Source organism: Pantoea alhagi, assembly GCF_002101395.1.
GTDB classification, from domain to species: domain Bacteria; phylum Pseudomonadota; class Gammaproteobacteria; order Enterobacterales; family Enterobacteriaceae; genus Mixta; species Mixta alhagi.
In genome coordinates this window covers 3,667,689-3,689,138 of record NZ_CP019706.1, presented here as the reverse complement: position 1 = coordinate 3,689,138, position 21,450 = coordinate 3,667,689, and the positions used below count along the sequence as shown (strand labels likewise).

18 protein-coding genes and 1 pseudogene are annotated in these 21,450 nt (G+C 55.4%); 8 read left to right on the top strand and 11 right to left on the bottom strand.

All coding sequences use genetic code 11. The annotated features are described in order from the left end of the window. The first annotated feature begins 34 nt into the window (after positions 1-34). Together ahpC and ahpF are read left to right on the top strand one after the other, a co-directional pair. Complete coding sequence (gene ahpC / locus B1H58_RS17415; protein WP_085071716.1) at positions 35-598, top strand: alkyl hydroperoxide reductase subunit C; 564 nt, start codon at positions 35-37, stop codon at positions 596-598. Positions 599-663: 65 nt separating this feature from the next. Beyond that, a complete protein-coding gene (gene ahpF / locus B1H58_RS17410) occupies positions 664-2,232 on the top strand; it encodes an alkyl hydroperoxide reductase subunit F (RefSeq protein WP_085071715.1) in 1,569 nt (522 codons plus the stop codon). A gap of 58 nt (positions 2,233-2,290) precedes the next feature. Here ahpF and B1H58_RS17405 read toward each other — a convergent pair whose 3' ends face one another. Genes B1H58_RS17405 through B1H58_RS17395 form a run of 3 tightly spaced genes read right to left on the bottom strand, consistent with a single transcriptional unit; the run spans position 2,291 to position 3,991 of the window. After that, positions 2,291-2,725 carry a thiol-disulfide oxidoreductase DCC family protein gene (locus B1H58_RS17405; protein WP_085071714.1) on the bottom strand — a complete coding sequence of 145 codons (435 nt, stop codon included), beginning with the start codon at positions 2,723-2,725 and terminating at the stop codon, positions 2,291-2,293. After that, a complete protein-coding gene (locus tag B1H58_RS17400; RefSeq protein ID WP_208615324.1) occupies positions 2,718-3,107 on the bottom strand; it encodes a hypothetical protein in 390 nt (129 codons plus the stop codon). The genes B1H58_RS17405 and B1H58_RS17400 overlap by 8 nt, the downstream gene beginning before the upstream one ends. Positions 3,108-3,163: 56 nt before the next feature. Then, positions 3,164-3,991: an arylamine N-acetyltransferase family protein gene (locus B1H58_RS17395; RefSeq protein WP_208615323.1), complete on the bottom strand. Its 828-nt coding sequence runs from the start codon at positions 3,989-3,991 to the stop codon at positions 3,164-3,166. A gap of 760 nt (positions 3,992-4,751) precedes the next feature. On the opposite strand from B1H58_RS17395, the gene B1H58_RS17385 reads away from it, so the two are divergent. Next, a complete protein-coding gene (locus B1H58_RS17385) occupies positions 4,752-5,099 on the top strand; it encodes a hypothetical protein (RefSeq protein ID WP_085071711.1) in 348 nt (115 codons plus the stop codon). A 45-nt stretch (positions 5,100-5,144) separates the two neighbouring features. Here B1H58_RS17385 and B1H58_RS17380 read toward each other — a convergent pair whose 3' ends face one another. Next, positions 5,145-6,014 carry an NAD(P)-dependent oxidoreductase gene (locus B1H58_RS17380; protein WP_085071710.1) on the bottom strand — a complete coding sequence of 290 codons (870 nt, stop codon included), beginning with the start codon at positions 6,012-6,014 and terminating at the stop codon, positions 5,145-5,147. A 237-nt stretch (positions 6,015-6,251) separates the two neighbouring features. Between B1H58_RS17380 and pqqU the strand changes: the two are divergent. Beyond that, positions 6,252-8,365, top strand: a pseudogene (gene pqqU / locus B1H58_RS17375) (TonB-dependent receptor PqqU). A gap of 8 nt (positions 8,366-8,373) precedes the next feature. Here pqqU and B1H58_RS17370 read toward each other — a convergent pair. Then, entirely contained in the window at positions 8,374-8,940 is a 567-nt protein-coding gene (locus B1H58_RS17370; RefSeq protein ID WP_085071709.1) for a helix-turn-helix domain-containing protein, read from the bottom strand. An 80-nt stretch (positions 8,941-9,020) separates the two neighbouring features. Between B1H58_RS17370 and B1H58_RS17365 the strand changes: the two genes are divergently transcribed. Next, positions 9,021-10,199: a benzoate/H(+) symporter BenE family transporter gene (locus B1H58_RS17365; protein WP_085071708.1), complete on the top strand. Its 1,179-nt coding sequence runs from the start codon at positions 9,021-9,023 to the stop codon at positions 10,197-10,199. A gap of 309 nt (positions 10,200-10,508) precedes the next feature. On the opposite strand, the gene B1H58_RS17360 is transcribed toward B1H58_RS17365, so the two are convergent. Together B1H58_RS17360 and B1H58_RS20735 are read right to left on the bottom strand one after the other, a co-directional pair. Beyond that, a complete protein-coding gene (locus B1H58_RS17360; RefSeq protein WP_038626107.1) occupies positions 10,509-10,691 on the bottom strand; it encodes a con-10 family general stress protein in 183 nt (60 codons plus the stop codon). A gap of 295 nt (positions 10,692-10,986) precedes the next feature. Further along, positions 10,987-11,310, bottom strand: a complete 324-nt coding sequence (locus tag B1H58_RS20735) for a hypothetical protein (RefSeq protein WP_157130205.1) — start codon at positions 11,308-11,310, stop codon at positions 10,987-10,989. A gap of 43 nt (positions 11,311-11,353) precedes the next feature. On the opposite strand from B1H58_RS20735, the gene B1H58_RS17355 reads away from it, so the two are divergent. From B1H58_RS17355 to B1H58_RS17345, 3 genes are read left to right on the top strand one after another with little or no spacing between them, the layout of a single operon-like run. After that, positions 11,354-12,706, top strand: coding sequence for an SrfA family protein (locus B1H58_RS17355; protein WP_085071707.1), 1,353 nt, complete (start codon positions 11,354-11,356; stop codon positions 12,704-12,706). 2 nt (positions 12,707-12,708) lie between these two features. Continuing rightward, a complete protein-coding gene (locus tag B1H58_RS17350) occupies positions 12,709-15,684 on the top strand; it encodes a virulence factor SrfB (protein WP_085071706.1) in 2,976 nt (991 codons plus the stop codon). After that, complete coding sequence (locus B1H58_RS17345; RefSeq protein WP_085071705.1) at positions 15,681-18,089, top strand: virulence factor SrfC family protein; 2,409 nt, start codon at positions 15,681-15,683, stop codon at positions 18,087-18,089. Before B1H58_RS17350 ends, B1H58_RS17345 begins: the two co-directional genes overlap by 4 nt. 34 nt (positions 18,090-18,123) lie before the next feature. Here B1H58_RS17345 and B1H58_RS17340 read toward each other — a convergent pair whose 3' ends face one another. The 4 genes from B1H58_RS17340 to B1H58_RS17325 all read right to left on the bottom strand — a co-directional run bounded on the left by B1H58_RS17340 (position 18,124) and on the right by B1H58_RS17325 (position 21,421). Next, complete coding sequence (locus B1H58_RS17340; protein WP_157130247.1) at positions 18,124-18,396, bottom strand: barstar family protein; 273 nt, start codon at positions 18,394-18,396, stop codon at positions 18,124-18,126. Positions 18,397-18,513: 117 nt separating this feature from the next. Further along, positions 18,514-19,842, bottom strand: coding sequence for a glycoside hydrolase family 28 protein (locus B1H58_RS17335; protein WP_085071703.1), 1,329 nt, complete (start codon positions 19,840-19,842; stop codon positions 18,514-18,516). A gap of 137 nt (positions 19,843-19,979) precedes the next feature. Then, positions 19,980-20,333, bottom strand: a complete 354-nt coding sequence (locus tag B1H58_RS17330; protein WP_085071702.1) for a helix-turn-helix domain-containing protein — start codon at positions 20,331-20,333, stop codon at positions 19,980-19,982. Positions 20,334-20,935: 602 nt separating this feature from the next. Beyond that, complete coding sequence (locus B1H58_RS17325; protein ID WP_085071701.1) at positions 20,936-21,421, bottom strand: efflux pump transcriptional repressor OqxR; 486 nt, start codon at positions 21,419-21,421, stop codon at positions 20,936-20,938. Between the last annotated feature and the right edge of the window lie 29 nt (positions 21,422-21,450).

Sequence of the window (21,450 nt, the reverse complement as noted above, 5' to 3'; positions counted from 1 at the left end):
AACTTTCACGCTAACCAATATGAAGGAGTAACTGATGTCTATCATTAACACCAAAATCAAACCGTTTAAAAACAGCGCGTTCAAAAACGGTGAGTTCATCGAAGTGACTGAGAAAGACGTTGAAGGTAAATGGAGCGTATTCTTCTTTTACCCGGCTGACTTCACCTTCGTTTGCCCGACTGAACTGGGTGACGTGGCTGACCACTACGCAGAATTCCAGAAAATGGGCGTAGACATTTACTCTGTTTCTACTGATACCCACTTCACGCACAAAGCCTGGCACGGCAGCTCTGAAACCATCGCGAAAATCCAGTACGCGATGATCGGCGACCCGACCGGCGCGCTGACCCGTAACTTCGACATCATGCGCGAAGATCAGGGTCTGGCTGACCGCGGTACCTTTATCGTTGACCCGGAAGGTATCATCCAGGCAGTAGAAATCACTGCTGAAGGTATCGGCCGTGACGCCTCTGACCTGCTGCGTAAAGTGAAGGCAGCTCAGTACGTTGCCAGCCACCCGGGCGAAGTGTGCCCTGCAAAATGGAAAGAAGGCGAAGCAACGCTGGCTCCGTCTCTGGACCTGGTTGGCAAAATCTAAGTTAGCCTCGCTCTTTATATTTTCATCGGGTGCTGCGGCACCCGATTTTTTGCCTGGAGACCCTCATGCTCGACACCACGATGAAAAACCAACTCAAGGCCTATCTTGAGAAATTAACCAAGCCTGTTGAGTTAATCGCTACGCTGGATGACGGCGCCAAGTCTGCTGAAATCAAAGAGTTGCTGACTGAGATTGCGGAGCTGTCTGAAAAAGTAACGTTCCGTGAAGACAACACCCTGCCGGAGCGTAAACCCTCATTCCTGATTACTAACCCAGGCAACACTACCGGCCCGCGTTTTGCCGGTTCGCCGCTGGGTCACGAATTTACTTCGCTGGTGCTGGCACTGCTGCAGACCGGCGGACATCCGTCAAAAGAGACGCAGGCGCTGCTGGATCAGATCCGCCAGCTGGATGACGACCTGCATTTTGAAACCTATTACTCGCTTTCCTGCCATAACTGCCCTGACGTGGTACAGGCGCTGAACCTGATGGCGATTCTGAATCCGCGCATCAGCCATACAGCGATCGACGGCGGCGTATTCCAGAGCGAAATCCAGGATCGCAATGTGATGGGCGTTCCTGCGGTATTCCTTAACGGTAAAGAGTTTGGTCAGGGCCGCATGAGTCTGGCGGAGATCGTCAGCAAAGTGGACGTTAACGCTGATAAACGCGCGGCGGAAGAGCTGAATAAGCGTGACGCTTACGATGTGCTGATTGTCGGCAGCGGCCCGGCGGGCGCAGCGGCAGCGATTTACTCGGCGCGTAAAGGCATTCGTACTGCTCTGCTGGGCGAACGCTTTGGCGGACAGGTGCTGGATACGGTGGATATCGAAAACTATATCTCCGTACCGAAAACCGAAGGTTCTAAACTGGCCGGCGCACTGAAAGCGCACGTAAGCGAATATGCTATCGATGTTATCGACAGCCAGAGCGCCAGCAAGCTGATCCCGGCCAGCGTTGAAGGCGGCCTGCATACCATTAAAACCGCCTCCGGCGCTGAGCTGAAATCGCGCAGCATTATCGTGGCGACCGGCGCACGCTGGCGTAACATGAACGTGCCAGGCGAAGAGCAGTACCGCACCCGTGGCGTTACCTACTGCCCGCACTGTGACGGCCCGCTGTACAAAGGCAAACGCGTTGCGGTTATTGGTGGCGGTAACTCCGGCGTTGAAGCGGCGATCGATCTGGCAGGCATCGTTGAACACGTTACCCTGCTGGAATTTGCTCCCGCGATGAAAGCGGATGCCGTGCTGCAGGAAAAAGTACGCAGCCTGCAGAACGTGGACATTATTCTTAATGCGCAAACGCTGGAAGTGAAAGGCGACGGCAGCAAGCTGACCAGCCTGGAATACAAAGACCGCGTAAACGACACGGTTCATCAGCTGGACGTTGCCGGTATTTTCGTACAGATTGGTTTGCTGCCGAACACCACCTGGCTGGATGGCACCATTGAGCGCAACCAGATGGGCGAAATCATGATCGACGCGAAATGCGAAACCAGCGTGAAAGGCATCTTTGCTGCCGGTGACTGCACCACGGTACCGTACAAGCAGATCATCATCGCCAGCGGCGAAGGCGCAAAAGCCTCACTGAGCGCGTTTGATTACCTGATCCGTACTCAGCCGGTCGGCTAAGGCCCACCCGCAAAAAAACAGTAGCGGCATCTTCGGATGCCGTTTTTTTGCCCGGGGTTCAGCGGTCGAGAAAGCGTTGCGGATGATCCGCGATGAGAGACTGGACATTGTCGTAACGCCCAAAGAGCCGGTAGCGATTGCTGGCGATCACATCATAGCAGCGGTTGCTAAGTGTCGCAGGCAGCAGACGCAACAGCGCCAGGATACGCCACGGCCAGGGCAGCCCGGCCATGACACGAAATATGGCTTCGGCGCGCAGATAAACTTTCCCCTGCCTAATCAGCACAATCGTACTGATGTTTTCTGTAGAGAGCCCTGCCCAGCGCAGCAGCGCTTTGCCCTGCTCGCTCTGCACCGCCGCCAGCCTCACCGTATGATATTTATCGTAGCGTAGCAGGAAATTCACCCAGCCGTTACAGAGCCGGCAGGTGCCGTCATACAGCACCACCTGCTCGTCAGGTGAAATCAATGGCGGTGCGGCGCGATCACTCATTACGGACGCCAGGATCTTCATCGCTAATCGACACAGGATCTTCATCTTCGGTGCCGCTATCCAGCTCATGCAGGCTAATCAGCTGTACCGGCGCATCTTCCAGCCTGTCCAGCCAGCGTTCGCTCACGTCCGGCAGGCTGGTAAACTGCCCGTCAAGAAACAGGAAGTCGAGCTGCTCGCCTAAATCTTCCAGTAATTCTTCCGGCGCGCTGTAGTTTTCGCCATGCAGATCGCTGCCGTCAATTTGATACCCGATCAGCCCATCATGCACGTTCGCCTGGCCCAGTTCGATAACGTGGCCATCGATATTCTGCGCCAGTATGGTGCCGTCGCAGTAGAAAAGGTTATAGGGCATCAAGTCCTGGTTACGATTATCGGGCATAATTCCTCCTGTATGGCATTCAGGTTGATAAGTATAGCCAGGCTCAGCAAGGACGCTTATTGCGCCTTCTCCAGCCGCGTCATTGCTTCGATAAACGCCTCTTCGCTCACGCCATACAGCGAATGCTTAACCCCAAGGCGGAACTCATCCTGCAACAGCTGATAAAGCGCGCGCAAATCATCCAGCGTGCGCCTCTCCGGCTGCACGCCATAGCGGCTAAAACGTCGGTTCTCCAGCGACAGCTGACCGCCGTCCGGCAGATAACGTGCCGCCAGCAGATGATGCCGAAAGTGAGAATGCGGCCAGGTCGAGACGAAATGACTGGCCATCAGGTAATCGGAAGGATACTGCGTCACCAGATCGAAGCGATAAAGCGGCAGCCACTCCTGATTACGCCGCTGGCACAGCAGCCACTCTTCACCCAGCGACTGCAATTGATATTCGCCGTGCGGCGTGGTCTGCACGCGATCTGCCTGCAGGCGAATCGGCGCGCTCAGCGTCGGGCCGCCAAAGCCTACATCGGCAATCCAGAAATCCTCTTCCAGTTGCACCAGCAGCAACATATGGGTACGCGGCGGCACGGACGGCGGCTGGGCAATAACGACTCTGGCCGCCAGCCCGCGTGCATCGAAACCCATTTGCTGCAGCGCCAGCAGAAACAGCGCGTTCTGCTCATAGCAGTAACCACCACGCCGCGCTACGACCAGCTTCTCCTGAATCGCTTCGGTTTCAAGATGAATCGGGCGATCAAGAAGCACATCCAGGTTTTCAAAGGGTATAGCGCATACATGCGCCTGATGCAGCTGTGCCAGTGTCGTTAATGAAGGGCGCGTCGCGCCGGTAAAACCGATACGCGCCAGATAAGCGTGAAGATCAAACGGCATAATTTCTTCCTGGTGAAAACGATGCTTATCTTATAGCTGATTTCTGGCGCGGGGTTTAATGCCAGGTGCGCGAGGCATCCATTCATTTTATTTGACTAATCCCACGCTGTTTTTTAACAGCTGACGCGCTCGCCAACAACTAATAATCATTTCGTCGTCGTCCGCGTTATCGGCCAGACCGCCCAAACGCGAACAGAGCGCATCGTAACTTAATGCCCGCCTTTCCTGTGCTAACGCTAAGACAGCCCGACCCACCAACGCCAAAAACTCGGAGTCATGCTCTACATCTTCAGATAACCAGGACAATTTTTTTCCCTCCTTCGGTGAAAAACATCCCTTAACTATGAACGCTCAAAAAATTTGGGGATCCCTGTAATCGATTTCTGAGACTTATCTCACGCAAGAGATTGTCAAGACGCAGCGGCGGCTGGGCAAAGCGTTTAGAAAAATCTATACATTTCAATAATCTGGACGTTGTTAATAAAAAAGAGGCAAATATGAAATTAACCCGCTTCGTCGCCGCAAAACTTACCGGTCAGCGCCTGGCAAACGCGCGTTAATGCGGATCGCAGCATCAGCAGGTGAATCGGCAGTTGAAGAACTTTACTCTGGCCTCCGTCATGGATTGAATTTGTACAGAGGCTGTTCCGCCAGGCTTTTATGGCAACAGCTTATCAGCGTTACGAGCAGCGCCCCGTTCCGTAAAAACATATCTCAGCTATGCTTAAGTAACGATTTAACAAGGCAAAAAGGAGCAATAATGAAAAAGCGACTGGCGATACTGCTATTGATGGCAAGCTGCGGCGTGGCACAGGCAGCAGATGAAGCAAGCAGCGAAGCGCAATCCTATATTGCGGGACTCTGTACCATCACCGCCGAACAGCAAGCAGCGGGCGCATCACAGGAAGAGTATGTGCAGAAGCTTAAAGATATGGTGATGCGCGGTTCGGCTCCTTATGGCATGAACACGCCTGAATTTAATCAGGATGAGGCGGAAAAGGTAGCGGATGCTTATATCAAGCTGCCTGACGATGTGAAGAAAAGTAATCTTAAAGATGCCGCCGCCTGTAAAAAAGCAACGCTGGCGCAGTATCAAAAAGCAGAGTAAATGGGTTAACAGAGCGGGCTACGGCCCGCTTCTGCCAGACAGGCTTTACTCTTTGCCGGTCAAAAACCGATAAATCACCGCAAGATCCTGCTCGCCATAGCCCGCTTCCACCGCCTGCTGCCAGAGCTGAGCAATATTCTGTAGCCCCGGCATAGACTGATCTTCCGCCGCGCTCAGCGCCAGCTGCGCATCTTTAAGCGCCCAGACCAGCTGCATTTGGGGCGTATAGTCGCCGCCCCTGATGGTCTCCAGCTTTACCTTTGCATAGGGTGCCGCTAACGGCCCGCCTTCCAGTACAGACCAGAGTTCGTCAGGGGTAAAACCAAACTGCTGCGCCAGGCTGGTACTTTCCGCCAGCCCCTGCATCATGCTAATCAGCCAGGCGTTTACCACCAGTTTCATTCGCGAACCGGCGCCCGCTTCACCCAACCAACGCGCGCCCTTGCTGATAGCGGCAAACACGGGCTCCAGGCGCGCCGCACGCTGACGATCGCCGCTGGCCAGCACCAGGATCTGCGCGTTTTCTGCGGGCGCTTTGGTGCCGGAAACCGGCGCATCGATATAGACCACATCCGGGCGCGCCGCCGCCAGCTGAGAAATGAGTTTATCGGTGGTTTCCACACCGATGGTGCCCATCTGGCAGAAAATAGCGTTGGGCTTTAACGCTGGCATTATTTGTTGCAAAACGCGTTCGGTGGTTGCGCCGTCTGACAGCATCGCCAGCACAACCTCTGCCTGTTCTGCCGCCTGCTGCGGCTCATCACACAGCTGCATGCCAGCCGCCGCCAGATCCTCACCGCGTGCCCGGGTGCGGTTCCAGCCTGCTACCTGAAATTCTTTCTTTACCAGGTTAGCAGCGAAAGCATGCCCCATGGCGCCTAATCCCAATACCGCTACCGCGGGACGTTGATTCATGGTGTAAATCCTTCTTGATAAATGTCGGTTAATACTGACCTGGGTCCTGATAATAGTCTCGTTTTATATCAGCCAGATTATCAGCTGCTTCTGCAGCATTGCAGCGGTTCGCACGTGATTTGTCACCGCTGGCCTGAAATATTTTATTAACGCTTTTTGCAAAATATGACCGGGCTGCCAGGCTTAAACACAGATGTTACGGAACGTTATCAATTATTTCTGCCGCAGGACGCCTTTATGAAAATCATCCTTTCTCCCTGTTCTGCCCGCTTTATAGCGGCACCCACCCTGCTGGTTTTTAGCTGCATCTGCGCAGCGGCCAGCGATGAATCTACCCTGGTGGTGAGCGCCTCCCCTGGCGGCCTTTCCGAACTGGACACGCCAGCTGCCGTGAGCGTGATCAACGGCGACGATCTGCGTCTGGCCGCGCCGCGCGTTAATCTGTCGGAGAATCTCTCCGGCCTTCCTGGCGTACAAATCCAGAACAGACAGAACTATGCGCAGGATTTGCAGATTTCGATTCGCGGGTTTGGCTCGCGCTCTACCTATGGCGTGCGCGGTATGCGTATTTATGTCGATGGCATCCCGGCAACGATGCCGGACGGTCAGGGCCAAACGTCTAATATCGATCTCAACTCGGTGGATCGCGTGGAAGTGCTGCGTGGTCCCTTTTCCGCGCTGTACGGCAACGCCTCGGGCGGCGTCATCAACATTGATACCCTGAAAGGCAGCCAGCCCGCCAGCATTGAGGCCAGTAGCTATTATGGCAGCTTCGGTAGCTGGCGCTACGGCCTGAAGGCACAGGGCGCAACCGGCGACGGCAGTGAGGCGGGTGATGTTGACTATGCGGTTTCCACAACCCGTTTTAGCACCCACGGTTACCGCGATCACAGCAGCGCGCAAAAGAATCTCGGCAACGCGCGGCTGGGGGTGCGTATTGATGATGTCAGTACCTTAACGCTGCTGTTTAACAGCGTGAATATCAAAGCCCAGGACGCTGGTGGCCTCACCAACGCAGAATGGCACGATAACCCGCGGCAGTCTCCGCGCGCGGAAGAGTACAATACGCGCAAAACCACAAAGCAAACGCAGGCCGGGCAGCGCTATGAACGTCAAATGAGCGAAAACGATGACCTCCGCCTGATGGCGTGGGCGGGCGAACGTGAAACGGTGCAGTATCAGTCGATCCCGCGCGCGCCGCAGCTGAGACCGACCCATGCCGGCGGCGTGATTGATTTAACCCGTCACTATCAGGGCATCGATGCGCGCTGGACGCATCGTGACGCCGTCGGCGCGATCCCTGTAACGTTCACCGGTGGGGTTGATTACGAAACCATGAGCGAACGCCGCAAAGGCTATGAAAACTTCATTATGCAAAACGGCGCGCCAGCTTTTGGTCATAAGGGCAACCTGCGCCGCAACGAGCGCAACCTGATGTGGAACCTCGATCCTTATCTGCAGACCTCCTGGCAACTTACGCCTGAGCTGACGCTGGACGCGGGCGTGCGCTTCAGCACGGTGAATTTTGATGATAATGATCGCTACATCACCACGAACAACGGCGACGATAGCGGCGAAGCGCGCTATCACCGCTGGCTGCCTGCCGCCGCGCTGAAATATGCGCTGACGGATGCCTGGAATATCTACACCTCTGCCGGACGCGGTTTCGAGTCGCCGACCATTACCGAACTCTCCTATCGCAACGATGACCAGGGCGGCCTGAATAACCTCCTGCAACCTTCGACCAGCGATACGCTGGAGATTGGCAGCAAAACCCGCATTGGCAACGGTCTGTTCAGCGCCGCGCTATTTCAGACCGATACCAAAAAGCCAACAGCGAAGGCGGACGCAGCAGCTATAAAAATGCCGGGCAGACGCGGCGACGCGGTCTGGAGCTGGCGCTCGATCAGCAGTTTGCCCTTGACTGGCGACTGCGGCTCTCCTGGACACTGCTGGATGCCACCTATCGTGACAGCAGCAGCAGCGCCAAAAATCCGGTGACGCGCGGCAATCGTCTGCCAGGCATTGCCCGCAATATGGCCTGGGCGGCGCTGGAGTATGCGCCGGAAACCGGCTGGTACGGCGGTGCCGAGCTGCGTTATATGGGTGAGATTCAGGCCAACGACAGCAACAGTGAGCAGGCTCCGGCTTATGCGGTGACCGCGCTGAACGGCGGCTATAAGTACCGCGCCGGGAACTGGGTACTGGATCTGTTTGGCCGCGTTGATAATCTGTTTGACCGCCGCTATGTGGGTTCGGTGATTGTTAATGAAGGCAATGGCCGCTACTTCGAACCAGCGCCAGGACGTAATTACGGCGTGGGCGCTTCGCTGAGCCGGGAATTTAATTAATTCTGCGTTTAGCCCGCACGCGGATAATGTATCAGGTCGTGGATTAACGCTGGCTGGTCGCTGCTATTGCGGTAGGCGTGCGGCACGTCGGCGTTAAAACGCAGCACTTCGCCCTGCTTCAACAGATGCCATTGCTGCGCAACCCGCACCTCCAGCGTACCGGAAATCACCACCACATGTTCTGTTACCCCTGGCGCGTGGGGAGCCGACTCGCTAAACGCACCGGCGGAAAAGGTAATTTCCAGCAGATCGAACCCCAGCAACGGATCGAAATCAGCCAGCGGCCTGACCTGCATCTGTGCATTGCGTTGCTGAAACGGCGGTCGTTCACCGTCGCGATAGTGCGTTACCTCCGCTGGCGCTTCAGGCGGCGTGATAAACAGCGAAAACGGCACGGCAAAGCCGGTGGCGATTTTCCACAGCGTGGCAACCGTAGGACTTGATTCACCGCGTTCAATTTGCCCCAGCATCGCCTTACTGACGCCGCTGTGTTCCGCTGCCTGCGTCAGGCTCCACTGGCGCTGAACACGTAAGGCTTTTAGCGTTTGAGCGAGGTGTTGCGTGAGTGCCTGCATCCTTTTCCTCCCGAAAGTTATCTTGTGCGCTATAACGCACAATGCTACTGTGTGCGTTATAGCGCCCAGGAGAGAATACTATGTTATCGGTGCCGCATGCACGTCAGATTGCTTTCCCGGCTGCGATCGCCGGGTTTATCGCAACGCTTATTGGCTACGCCAGCTCAGCGGCGATTATATATCAGGCTGCCGCCGCTGCCGGTGTCAGTGCGGATGAGATCGGTGGCTGGTTTACCGCGCTGGGCCTGGCGATGGGCATCAGCTCCCTTGGCTTTTCTCTCTGGTATCGCCAGCCGATCCTGACTGCCTGGTCAACCCCTGGTGCCGCCATGCTGGCAACCAGTCTTGACGGCGTTACACTGTCACAAACAGTCGGTATTTTTATCTTTACCAATTTGTTAATTGTGCTGTGCGGCATTACCGGGCTGTTTGCCCGCTTAATGAAAGTGATCCCTCAGGCGATTACCGCTGCCATGCTGGCCGGGATTTTATTGCGCTTCGGTCTGCAGGCTTTCGGCGCGCTGCCTACCGCTCTGCTGTTATGCGGAATAATGTGTGTTAGCTGGCTGCTGGCGCGTCGGCTGCTGCCGCGTTATGCGATTATTATCACTCTGCTTGCAGGCCTGCTGGTGACGCTGGCGCGCGGCGATCTGCACCTGGCCCAGCCATTGCTGACGCTGCGCTGGCCGTCGTTTACTATGCCGTCGTTCTCTCTGTCAGCGCTACTGGGCACTGGATTGCCTTTTTTCCTGGTGACCATGGCCTCGCAAAATGCGCCGGGCATCGCTACGCTGCAGGCGCATGGCTATAACGCGCCGGTTTCACCATTGATTGGCTGGAGCGGCATGATTGCCCTGCTGCTGTCGCCTTTCGGCGGCTTTTCCGTTTGTCTTGCCGCCATTACCGCCGCTATCTGTATGGGTGAGGAAGTGCATCCCGATCGCACTAAGCGCTGGCTGGCTTCAGCCTGCGCCGGCATTTTTTATCTGCTGGCGGGCCTGTTTGGCGGTGCAGTGGGTCTGCTGTTAACCGCCCTGCCGATGGCGCTGATTCATATCCTTGCCGGGCTGGCGCTGTTGAACACGCTGACCAGCAGTATTCAGCGAGCGCTGCATCAGGAAGAGACACGTGATGCGGCCATGGTCACCTTTTTAGTGACCGCTTCCGGCATTTCGCTGGCGGGTACAGGCGCGCCATTCTGGGGTTTATTAACAGGAATGCTGGTATGGCTGATATTATCGGCTCATCGGCTTCGCTAATAAGAACAAGCGTTTATTTAACGTGCGCGTTCAGTGGTAATGGAAATAGTTGTACAGGCTTGTTATTTCTTGTCCAGGTATGGGCGTTTGCCGCTTGATCATCACTTGCTTGTCGAATGAACAAACAATTAAATTACCAGAGGGTTATTACCCTGCGAAATATTCATCATGGAAACAATAATTGAATAAGGCGATTAACCATAAAGAGTCAGTTAATAGCAAAACAGCCGGGAGAAAAAATCACTCCGACATAATTATACAAATTATGCCGGAGTGAAGAGGCGTAAAAAAATGGAATTGCCGTGGGCGTTACTCTGCTGGTTTGCGCCCTCCACCATGGCTGTTCTGGCCGCCTTTGCGCCCAGCTTCGGAAGCTTTCTGCGGGTTATTCTTGAAGTTGCCCCCGCTACGCTGACCGCCTTTTTTGCCAGCCTCGGAGGCACGCTGCCGATCGTTTGCGAAATTACCTGCACCACCACGATACTGAGTCATAACAATTCCTCTTTTCTTAACATTAAAGGGGGCAACTCACTCTCCCAGCAGGAGATAAGTAAGCGTAACAACGTTATTAAATGTAGAAGCTCAGTAACGAAGTGCAACTATTTTGCTTTCCCTTAAAAGCGCCTCTGTCTGATAAAACTGCTCAGCCTGCAATTGTTTTAATTAATAATTAACCCGTAAAAACATAATAAGAATTGCCGTTTAAGATTTTTCCTAAAATGAGCGCAATTAAGCCGTAAGCCTGATTTTTTTAGATAATTTCCACTTTGTTAACATTCATCTATAGTTACTCAGGGACAGGGACAGGGACAGAGCATGTTGATAAAAAGGTTGCGCTGCGAAAAGGCGTGCCGCGAGAGAGGATTGTTTCTGGTGAGCATGGCGAATACGATTTATTGTTCCTGATGATGAACGCGCCCCGGCTGTTGTGATGATCAACTGCGCGTTTTCCAGGCAACGGCAGGGCCTCCTGATGCCTTATTTTACAGCCACCTGTCGCATTTTCTGTGCTGCTTGCCTTTGCAAGGGGAATATCAATCAAATACGCGCTCTTTTCCGGCGTTTGATTTATCTCATGTAAAGATAAGATCATTCGAATAGCGGATACCATACGATTTTCTGCCTCTGGCAGCGTCAAATAAGGGCCCTTACAGGTGGCAAAAACATTTTTACGCAGTGGGAATTTGGATGCCGTACTTGCTTTAGGTGAGAATGGTCAGCCGGTTTACCTTTCTGCGCTTCAGTTGCGCGAAACTCTGCGCCTGCGCAAGCAGCAGAAACTTGCCGATTGTCTGGCGATCCCGCAGACCAACGAGCGCGGCGACCGACTGGACTGGTACGCCCCTTTTAATGGCCGGGTAAAATCCTGGCTTAACGCCAGCGAAAGTGAGCGTCGTCAGGCGCTGGCCGAACTGGAAAGCTATCAACAAACACTGACCGCCATAAGCCAACGCGCGCTTAGCGCGGACAAGCCAGCGCTTAAACTCTTTGGCGCTCTGCTTAGCAAAGCCTTCCAGTTCCCCGATCGTCAATATGTTTATCTGGTAAACGGCCGCCCGGTGCTGACCTTCTGGGGCTTTGTCGATCTGGATAAGCGTTCACACAGCGATGCGCTTGATTGCCTGCGCAGTTCGCTTCAGCCTGAACCGATCTCCGATGCCCCTTTGATTAGCGCACCTGCGGCTGAGATCTTACCGCTGCCGCCAAAAGCTGAACCCGAACCTGAACCGGCGGCGCAACCGGTAGCCCCCGCCGCCTCCATTAGTGCTTATCAGGCAATTAATGAACTGCATGAGGAAGACGAGCCCACGGCCGAGCCGCAGCCGATACCTACGCCGAAGCGTTCGCGTCGTCTGCTGTGGGTTGCCGCGCCGCTGGGGCTGGCTATCGCCGCTGCGCTGGCGTTCACCTTCTGGCCTGCACAACCGGAGCCTGTCACTGCCGAGTCAGCCAAAACAGCGGGGAGCCTGCCAGCGATCAAACCGCGCGTGGTGATCCCGGCAGCCACTCAGGCACAAACTCTTGCGCTGCATAAAACCCTGCCGCTCAGCAATGCGGCAGTGGTGCCCGCGCAGCCGGAACCCCCTGTGTTGCCGGATCCCGCGCCGGTTAACGCGCCGGCGGCCAAAGATGATCTGGTGATGCCGACCAACGCAGTACGAAACGGTTCGGTTGCATTCCTTGACGGCAACTGGCGCGTTTCGTTACAGCTTCGCAATATGCCTGGTTTCAAAGCGCCTACCGTGCGTTATCAGTTCCGCGACGGTAAAGGCTCCGCCACTCTTGTTCAGGGCAACGGCACCCGCTGTAAAGCTGAAGCCACCGCTGGCCTGATGAGCTCAGGTAATCTGATTATCAACAGCCGCTATACCGCCCGGTGCGCGAACGGTACGCGTTATAAAATGCCGCAGCTGGTGTGTAAACAAGGGGATGGCGCCGCCGTGTGTGAAGCGCAGTTTGGCAGCGATGCCGCATTTCCAATGACGATCAAGCGTGAGAGTAAATAAGAATGCTGGCGCCCATCACCGATTTTAAACAGAAAATTACCCTGATTGCCGAAAGCGGTATTCAGTTCCTTGATTTTGCGATTGCCGTTCAGGAGAGCCAGCCGCGTAAATTTGTACGCCAGACGGCGAACGGCCCGCTGTTGCGCATTACGCATGATGCCGCCAGCGGCCGTTTTTTGCTGCCGCTGGAAGATGGCGCCGCGCCAGAGGTGGTGAAGCCAGAATGCAGCACCACTCAGGAGCAATCGCTGAACCTGCTTAACGGGATTTGGCTGCCTGTACCGGTTCTGCGCTGCGCTCCGCCGCGCCAGTTTATCGGCGGCCCGGAAAACTGGGCGCGCATGCAGATTGCCGCGCTGGATAAACCGGATGTGGAAGGCCATACCCATCGCGTGATCCTGGCATTTGATACCCAAACTGCTGCGGACGACAGCGATCAGGCGCAGCTGGCCCTGACTCCTTCTGACGCCAATAACGGCGTGAGTTTTGCCCTTGCCTGGCAAAACTATGAACTCGGCGACTTCCTCGACCTGACCTGGGTTGACGGCTGGCTACGTGAAGTTTTTACCCAGCGAGCCACTGAGCTGGAGTCGCGTCACGACAGTGACATTAAAATGGCGCTACGCGAGTTTGAATATCAGGCGCACTACCTTAACCTGCTTGAACTGCTGGGTACCCAGCTGGCGCTGACCGATATTCGCATTCTTACCGCCACGCTGCAGGAGCCGGTCGTGAATGTCGATCTGATCCTCGACGTTGGCAACTCCCATACCTGCGGCATTTTGGTGGAAGATCATCCCGACGAAGTCAACGGCCTGAAGCAGACCTACGAACTGCAGTTGCGCGATCTTTCGCAACCGCACCGGTTGTATAACGAAATGTTCGACAGCCGGGTTGAGTTCGCGGAAGCGCATTTCGGCAAAAAGAATTTTTCCGTGGAGAGCGGGCGTGAAGAGGCATTTGTCTGGCCTTCATTAACCCGCGTGGGCCGCGAAGCGAGCCGTATGGCGCTGCAGCGTGCCGGAACGGAAGGCACCACCGGTATTTCCAGTCCGCGTCGTTATTTGTGGGATGAAGCCCGTTACGCCGCAGGGTGGCGCTTTAATCACGCCGATCGCGCAGGCGCTGAGCCGCAGGCGATCGCAGAACCGCTGATGACCCTGATTAACGATGAAGGCGAGCCGCTGTGGCAGATCGAGGAAGATGAGCGGCTGCCGGTGTTTTCAGCACACTACAGCCGCAGCTCCCTGATGACCTTTATGCTGAGCGAACTGCTGGCTCAGGCGATGATGCAGATGAACAGCGCCGCTCAGCGACAAAAAATGCCGCACAGCTATGCGCCGCGTCAGCTGCGTCACATTATCCTTACCCTGCCCTCAGCGATGCCGAAGCCAGAGCGGGAGATTTTCCGCAGTCGTATGCAGGATGCGATTGGTCTGGTGTGGAAAGCGATGGGCTGGCATCCCGCCGATGCGCCGTTTGACAGCCTGAGCGATAAAGCGCTCAGCAGCCGCCCGGTGCCCGATGTGCAGATGGAGTGGGATGAAGCAACCTGTGGGCAGATGGTTTACCTGTTCAATGAAACCCAGGTTAACTTTGCTGGCCGCGCAGAAGCCTTTTTCGCCAGCATGGCGCGCCCCGACCGTCTGCGCGACGCCAATGAGCCTGCCGGTAAAACGCTGCGTATCGCCTCCATTGATATCGGCGGCGGCACTACTGACCTGGCGATAACTCATTACGCACTGGACGATGGTCAGGGCAACAACGTAAAAATCAACCCGCGCCTGCTGTTCCGTGAAGGCTTTAAGGTGGCCGGCGATGATATTTTGTTGGATGTGATCCAGCTTTATGTCCTGCCTGCGCTGCATGCCTCTCTGAAGCAGGCCGGGCTGGGCAACCCTGATATTTTGTTGGATAAGCTATTCGGCTATGACGGACGCATGGATGGTTTTTCCACGCTGCGTCAACAGGCGACGCTGCAACTCTTTATCCCGCTGGCACAGGCGATTCTTGAACGCTATGAGAGCTATGACCCACTGGATGTCAGCGCGGAGATCGAAGCGCTGTATGGCGAACTGCTGACGCAGCGTCCCGGCGCGGCGGTGCTCGATTATATTAATGGCGAGGTGCAGCGCGCGCTTGGCGGTCAGCTGGCGTTTGATATTTTGCAGGTGCCGATAGTGGTAAGCCTCAGCAAGCTGCACGGCGAATTTTTGTCGCACCGGATGGCGATTGTGCCTGCGCTGCGTTCGATGGCGGAGGTGATTTCACTTTACAGCTGCGATGTACTGCTATTGACCGGTCGCCCTTCCCGTTTCCCTGGCGTGCAGGCGCTGTTTCGCCATCTGCAGCCGCTGCCGGGCAGCCGCATTCTGTCGCTGAAGGGCTATCACACTAGCGACTGGTATCCGTTTAACAAAATGGGCCGTATTGATAACCCGAAATCAACTGCGGCGGTGGGCGCAATGCTCTGCCTGCTGGCTCTGGATTTACGTTTGTCGAGCTTCTGGTTTAAGGCCGGTGATTTCCAGCCTTACTCTACCATTCGCTATCTCGGGATGCTGGATGATAACCATGCGTTGACCAGTGAAAACGTCTGCTACAGCGAAATCGATCTGGATGACCCCAACTGGACCCCCGATCGCAAAAGCAGTTTCCAGATCCGTGGCAATGTTTGCCTGGGTTTCCGTCAGCTGGATAATGACCGCTGGCTGGCGTCGCCGCTATACAGTCTGACTATTAATGATGCGCAGCTGGCGCGTAAGGTCGCTGGCGACAGCGTACTGCGCGTAAAGCTGGCGGTGGAGCCTGGCACCCAGTCAGGTTCGCCGGAGCGCTTCGTGCTGGCTGATGCCCGGCTGGATGACGGTACGCGCGTACCGCTTTCCCAGCTCAGCCTGAAACTGAATACATTGTCCGCCAGCGGCAATGCCAATGCCCAATACTGGATCGACAGCGGGAGCGTATTTAAGAAATGACAGCCTTTACGCTGAAACAGCAGGCTTCTTCGTTCAGCCAGCAGTTAGTGGAAATGAACGAAGGCATCGACCTCGCCCTTTCATGGATCGATGCACAGCGCGTGCAGTCGCCGCGCCTGGATATAGAGGCAGATGGCCTGAAACTCGCTCTGCGCCGGGGTAAATATCGGCTGCGCCAGATGCAAAAGACGCAGCCTGGCGAAAATACGCTCGGCTTTTATGGTCTTTCACAGGCGGGAAAAGCCTCACTGCTGCAGGCGCTGTCTGGCGATGTTCAGGGAAAGTTAACCGCCAGTTTTGGCGGTAAAGCACTTAACTATCTCACGCATATCAATCCCGGCAATCAGGATTATGGCATGGCGACACGCTTCAGCCATTGCCGCGAGCCGGAAGATGCCAGCAGGCCCCTGTGCTTAACGCTGTTGAGCGAAGCGGAAATGACGCGCATGGTGCTGATGGCCGCCTTCCAGCAGCCGCAGGGCGAACCGGAAGCGAAACAGCTTGAGGCGCGGCTGGAACATTTGCAGCGTCTGCGTCAGCCGCAGCCGGTTAAAGGCGCTGCCAGCGATGAACTGGTTACGCTGTGGGATTTTTGCCGCCGTCATGATACAGGTCGCGCCGCGCTACTCAACCGCCATTTCTGGCCGCAGGCCTGTGAACTGGCGCCGCTGCTCAGCGTGGACGACCGTGCCCAACTGTTCGCACTGCTGTGGAATGATGATGAAACCCTGACCGCGCTGTGGCGACAGCTGGCGCATACCCTGCATGCGCTACAGCATGCGCCATACGTACTGGCGCCGCTTTCGCTGTTAGTTGATGACTCACTGCTGCCAGCTGAACTGCTGTTCAGTACTGCCGCCACGCCAAACCATGCCACGCGCCGTGCGGAAGTGGTGCCCTGGCTGGCTGGACGCGCCGCCAGCCCTATCACGCTGTCACTGACGGAACTGCAGTTGCTGACGCTGGAAGTGCAGATCCCATTATCTACTCCGCCGCGTCAGGCTCTATTCGATCAGGTGGATGTGGTAGATATTCCCGGCTACGGCATTGCACTGGATGAAGATACGCGCCAGGAGCAGGCGCAGGCCGCTCAGCGCGATCCGCTGCTGGCACGGCTGATGCAGGCCAGGCGCGCGCTGTTTCTGGAGTTTTATGGTGAACGTCATGGTCTGGATCTGTTGCTGGTATCTACTGCCGCCAGCCAGCGTAATGACGCCAGCTTCGTTGCACGCATGTTAACGCAGTGGCTGAAAACCATGCGTCGCGGCGAAGGCGAACAGCAAAGCGGGCATAAGCCGGTACTGGTATGGGCGGTAACCCGTTTTGATGGACGTTATGTGCAGTCGGCGAATATCGACGAAGCGGTACAGCGCCAAACGGGTACCGCTGGCAGCGACTGGGGCTCAATGCTGGCGCAGGATGCGGGCGGCATTGAGCGTATGGCAAGCTGGCTGCAAAACGAGATTAAACCGGAAAAAAAACAACAGCGCATGCAGGATCAGATACAGCGTCTGAGCCGCGAGCTTAGCGACCGCCTGTTGGCCAACTGGGCGCAGCCGGTTGACGATATACAGCAGAAACAGCAGATTGCTGATGAACTGTTAAAAGCGCTGCAAACCCGTACTGGCCTGCACGGCGAATTACTGGAGCGATTACAGCCCTCGCGTGAGCAGTTGCGCACGCTCTATCTGTTGCCGCAGCAGCAGGCCGCCGCCGGAGCGCATGCCACGCCAGCCGCACCCAATCTGCCGGGCAGCCATTTTGGCATTGGCTTTGAATTTGATCTGTTCAGCAATCAGCCAGAACCGGCGCTGGATGGTGAAAGCGAAGAACCGGTATTGGATAACGACAGCCTGTTTGCTCATAACGTGCAGCGCTACTGGATCTATCATCTGCGCAGCCTGCCGGATAACGATGGTCTGCTCTCATTGTTGGGCGTAAGCAAAACGACGCTGCAAATGTTAACAGAGGAGCTGATCACTGCCAGTTTCCGTCTGGATATCGCGGGCACCCTGTTACGTACGCTGACCGAGCATGAAGCGGCCAACGCGCCGCGCGAAGGCAAGGTGGATCGTCAGGTTTCACGGGCGTTGACGGTGCTGGGAGACTTTGTCGCCTGGCTCGGCTTCCTGAAGCGCGACGCGGCGGAACGGCCCGACAGCCGCGTGAATCGCGGCCAGAAGATTTTTGCCCAACCGCAAACGCCAACCGTGACTTTTGGCAGCACGCAACGCCTGACGCGCCTTTCCGCTGCGCCAGCCAATACTACCGCCTTTTATATTTATGACTGGCTGGTTGGCCTGAATACGCTGATTGTGGAGAACAATGGCTATGCGGGCGGCAGTGAGATTGCCGATAGCGCACGACTGCCGTTAAAGCAGGCGCTGAAACTCATCCGCGCCTAAAGAGCCTGCAGGGCAACGCTGCCCTGCAGTTTTATTACCCGCAAACCTGAACCCGCTGCACAATAAACTCACCCTGTAATTCGCGCGCCGCCTCTTCCAGCAGCTCGATAATCGCCGCCAGGTCTGCACGCTGTTGTACAGAAGGTAAATGATAAAGCCACGCGCGCGCCGGTAGCCTTAACTCGCCCGTCAGCATATCCCATAGCGCATCGATACTGGCGCCTGGTTTTCCGGCGATGCCGCTCTGCTCAGTAAAGCAGCGGTAAAACTCTTCGCCGCTGCGGATTGCTAAAAAATCGAAGTGCATTTCCAGCACAGATGACTCCACGCAGTGAAATTGCGGTTATGGTCGGTTGTCAGATAGATTAGCCCATCGCACAGATAAAGTGCCCGCCTTCCGGCTGAAAACCTCTTCTTTTTTATTCTAACTAAGCTCAACGATAAGCTGCGGATTCCAGCCTGGCGGCAGCGGATCTGGCCGATGAATGACGATCTGACTGAGCGACAGCGCCGAGACGCCCTGGGCAAACAGCCCCGGCATCCCGCCAGGCCAGGCCTCCACGCCCCAGGGGCGGTCCGTTGCGGGATTAATAGCCCAGGCATTATCCAGTCCCATGCCGGTCGGGTTCGCCGGATTGCAGGGTGGCCGAATATCATACCAGCCCTGCTCCGGATGCTCGCTGGGAAGCTGGTCGATTAACACGTGATCGAAGCTGATATGATGCAGCGCGCCGGGCGTTTCACAATGCAGATTAATCGCCCCCTGCGTGGTACCGGTAAGATGACTGAACTGTACCCAGGCAATTTCCCCTGGCGTAACCTCAGGATGACGTGGACGAACCGAGATAAATACCGGATCGGCTTTGCCCCAGTGAACCGGTGGCGCATAGACGCAATTAAAGGTGATATGGCTAAAAGAGAGTCGGCGAAAGCGCCCGCCGTCGCGACTCAGTAGCCCGATGCCACGGTTGGAATCGATGATAGTGCAGCCGGTCACCACGACATCTTCAATGTCATCCCAGGTTTCCGTGCCAATCTTTAGCGCGCAGCTGTTGGAGCGCAGAATGGTGCCGGTAATGGTAATGTGCGCAGCCGGGCCGCGCAGCGGCGTCGGCTTGCGGGTGGTTTTGATGCAGATGCCATCGTCCGCCGCGCTAAAATAGCTGTCGCTGATGTGAACATAGCGGCAGCTATCGATATCCAGCGCATCGGTGTTCGCCATCGTTAGATCGTTATCAACGCAGAGGCGGCTAATCCTGACCTGCTCACAGCTCACCAGATGGATTGTCCACATGGGTGCCTGCTCAATAGTAAAATCCTGTAGCGTAACCTGACGGCAGGCTTCCAGTACCAGTATGCGTGGCCGTTGCGCCAGCGGCAAACGGTAGCCCATCTCATCTGCATGCGCAGCAAACCAGGCGCTGGCATTGCCATCTATGCGCCCTTTTCCTTCAATGGTGATATTTTTCCGACCGTACGCATACAGCAACGCCCGCGAGGAGCATTCCGCCTGGCTTTGTGTCTGCGTTGTATAATCTTCTGCCCGGCAGCTGGCGATTAACGTTGCCCCAGCGGCCAGATGCAGCGTGAAATTTGCGGGGAGCGTCAGAGAGCCAATCAGGTATGGCCCGGGAGGAACATAAAGTGTGCCGCCGCCCTGAGCGGAAATGTCATCAATAGCGCGTTGAAAATGGGCAGTGTCGGCTGTTACGCCATCGGCTGCGGGATGATAATCATCCAGTGAAATAAGCATCGGTGCGTTTCCGGAAAAAACGATGCGTTAATCCCAACACAGATTATATTGAAACGCCATTTCAGCATTGGCTGAATAAAAAGGAAATGTGAGATGTTTCACAACGCGGGCCGGAAGCATCCGGCCCTGGCGATCGCTCAGCTCTGTAGTGATTTACCGTGCTGCTGAACCACGCTGCGACGCCATGCGCCAGGTGCCTGGCCGAACTGACGTTTAAAGCTGCGGTTAAAAGATTGCTGAGAATCGAAACCTAAAGAGATCGCTACATTAAGGATCGGTTCATTGCTGCGGGTAAGGCGATCGGCTGATTTTTTCAGCTTTTGCGAACGGATATACTCGCCCAGCGGATGGCCGGTATGCTCTTTGAACATCCGCTGCAGATGCCATTTTGAATAGCCTGCACGCTCGGAAACGGTATCCAGGTCCAGTCGGCCTTCGATATTGTTGTCAATCCAGTCAATCAGATCGTGAATAAACGCGTCACTTCTCATCTTCTCTCTCCCGTCGCCAGGGCTAATGGTATCAGTATCAGTTGCAGTTACACTTTAACGGTGACTGATTTCACGGAAAATTGCAAACTATATTGATACATTAAATTGACGCCGACGTGCTGAGTATTTAACGAACAGTAACAACCCGCCCCTAATCTATTGAAATTATTGATATATCAATGCACTCCCCTGTTTAGTATGCTTCTGCCAATAGCATTGATAGGCATACCCTGGCAGGCGTCGAACAGGCGTGACGGTTTAAGTGAGATGATGCCTGCAACTGATATAGACGTAAGCAAAAGCGCATTTGACCGCTGCATGCTTAACAACGGGATCAAGTCGCATCAAGACACGGAATATCCGCAAACGAAAAGGACATGATTCCAGCTTGACGTTTGCAGCTTGCTGCTGACGCTTAGGGGCCAGCAACTACCTTCAGCGACATGGACAGAAGTTGACACAGTAGCTGCTAAGCCATATCAGCTTCGTTGTCGAGGTATCTAATTACTGTTTTTAAATAGTATGTTGTAACTAAAGAGAGTGTAGGCGATACGGCAGGCAGGCTACGCAGTAAGAATCAACAAAGATAAAAAAAGCCGCATTTAGCGGCTCCTTTTGCAGGGTGTTTCAGTTTCCGGTTCAGGAACGGCCTCGCAGCCGCTGGTATCTCTGGTTTTTAGCTCTTCCAGCGCATCGGCGACGGTGCGCTTTGCCAGCACCTTCAGCGAGGCTTCTTCCGCCTCCTGAGCAATGGCTTTGAAATACCAGCAGGCATTTGCGCTTACCACACAACGCGCGGGGACTTCAGGACGCGATGCCCAAATTTTCTTGTCTTCAATCACTGAGACATAAATATCACGCAGCGTTATTTGATCGGCGGGCCGTCCAAGGTGAATCGAACCGGTACGGCCTAACGTGGACACGATAATGCCATCGCGCGTCAGCGGCACCATCAGCTTACGAATAAAGCTTGGGTTAGCTTCCAGACCATACGCCAGAATGGCGCTGGTGGAGCGTTTGCCCGACTGCTCCGCCATCGCTACGCTCAAAACCATCTGCAAAGCTGTCGGGAAGCGGTAATCTAACATTTCATCATCCTGAGTTGCGGCGAATTTTA

Bases quoted from the DNA above. Each gene is read 5' to 3' on its own strand.
- ahpC (WP_085071716.1), top strand. From the start codon at position 35: ATGTCTATCATTAACACCAAAATCAAACCGTTTAAAAACAGCGCGTTC.
- ahpF (WP_085071715.1), top strand. From the start codon at position 664: ATGCTCGACACCACGATGAAAAACCAACTCAAGGCCTATCTTGAGAAA.
- B1H58_RS17405 (WP_085071714.1), bottom strand. From the start codon at position 2,725: ATGAGTGATCGCGCCGCACCGCCATTGATTTCACCTGACGAGCAGGTG.
- B1H58_RS17400 (WP_208615324.1), bottom strand. From the start codon at position 3,107: ATGCCCGATAATCGTAACCAGGACTTGATGCCCTATAACCTTTTCTAC.
- B1H58_RS17395 (WP_208615323.1), bottom strand. From the start codon at position 3,991: ATGCCGTTTGATCTTCACGCTTATCTGGCGCGTATCGGTTTTACCGGC.
- B1H58_RS17385 (WP_085071711.1), top strand. From the start codon at position 4,752: ATGAAAAAGCGACTGGCGATACTGCTATTGATGGCAAGCTGCGGCGTG.
- B1H58_RS17380 (WP_085071710.1), bottom strand. From the start codon at position 6,014: ATGAATCAACGTCCCGCGGTAGCGGTATTGGGATTAGGCGCCATGGGG.
- B1H58_RS17370 (WP_085071709.1), bottom strand. From the start codon at position 8,940: ATGCAGGCACTCACGCAACACCTCGCTCAAACGCTAAAAGCCTTACGT.
- B1H58_RS17365 (WP_085071708.1), top strand. From the start codon at position 9,021: ATGTTATCGGTGCCGCATGCACGTCAGATTGCTTTCCCGGCTGCGATC.
- B1H58_RS17360 (WP_038626107.1), bottom strand. From the start codon at position 10,691: ATGACTCAGTATCGTGGTGGTGCAGGTAATTTCGCAAACGATCGGCAG.
- B1H58_RS20735 (WP_157130205.1), bottom strand. From the start codon at position 11,310: ATGGTATCCGCTATTCGAATGATCTTATCTTTACATGAGATAAATCAA.
- B1H58_RS17350 (WP_085071706.1), top strand. From the start codon at position 12,709: ATGCTGGCGCCCATCACCGATTTTAAACAGAAAATTACCCTGATTGCC.
- B1H58_RS17345 (WP_085071705.1), top strand. From the start codon at position 15,681: ATGACAGCCTTTACGCTGAAACAGCAGGCTTCTTCGTTCAGCCAGCAG.
- B1H58_RS17340 (WP_157130247.1), bottom strand. From the start codon at position 18,396: ATGCACTTCGATTTTTTAGCAATCCGCAGCGGCGAAGAGTTTTACCGC.
- B1H58_RS17335 (WP_085071703.1), bottom strand. From the start codon at position 19,842: ATGCTTATTTCACTGGATGATTATCATCCCGCAGCCGATGGCGTAACA.
- B1H58_RS17330 (WP_085071702.1), bottom strand. From the start codon at position 20,333: ATGAGAAGTGACGCGTTTATTCACGATCTGATTGACTGGATTGACAAC.
- B1H58_RS17325 (WP_085071701.1), bottom strand. From the start codon at position 21,421: ATGTTAGATTACCGCTTCCCGACAGCTTTGCAGATGGTTTTGAGCGTA.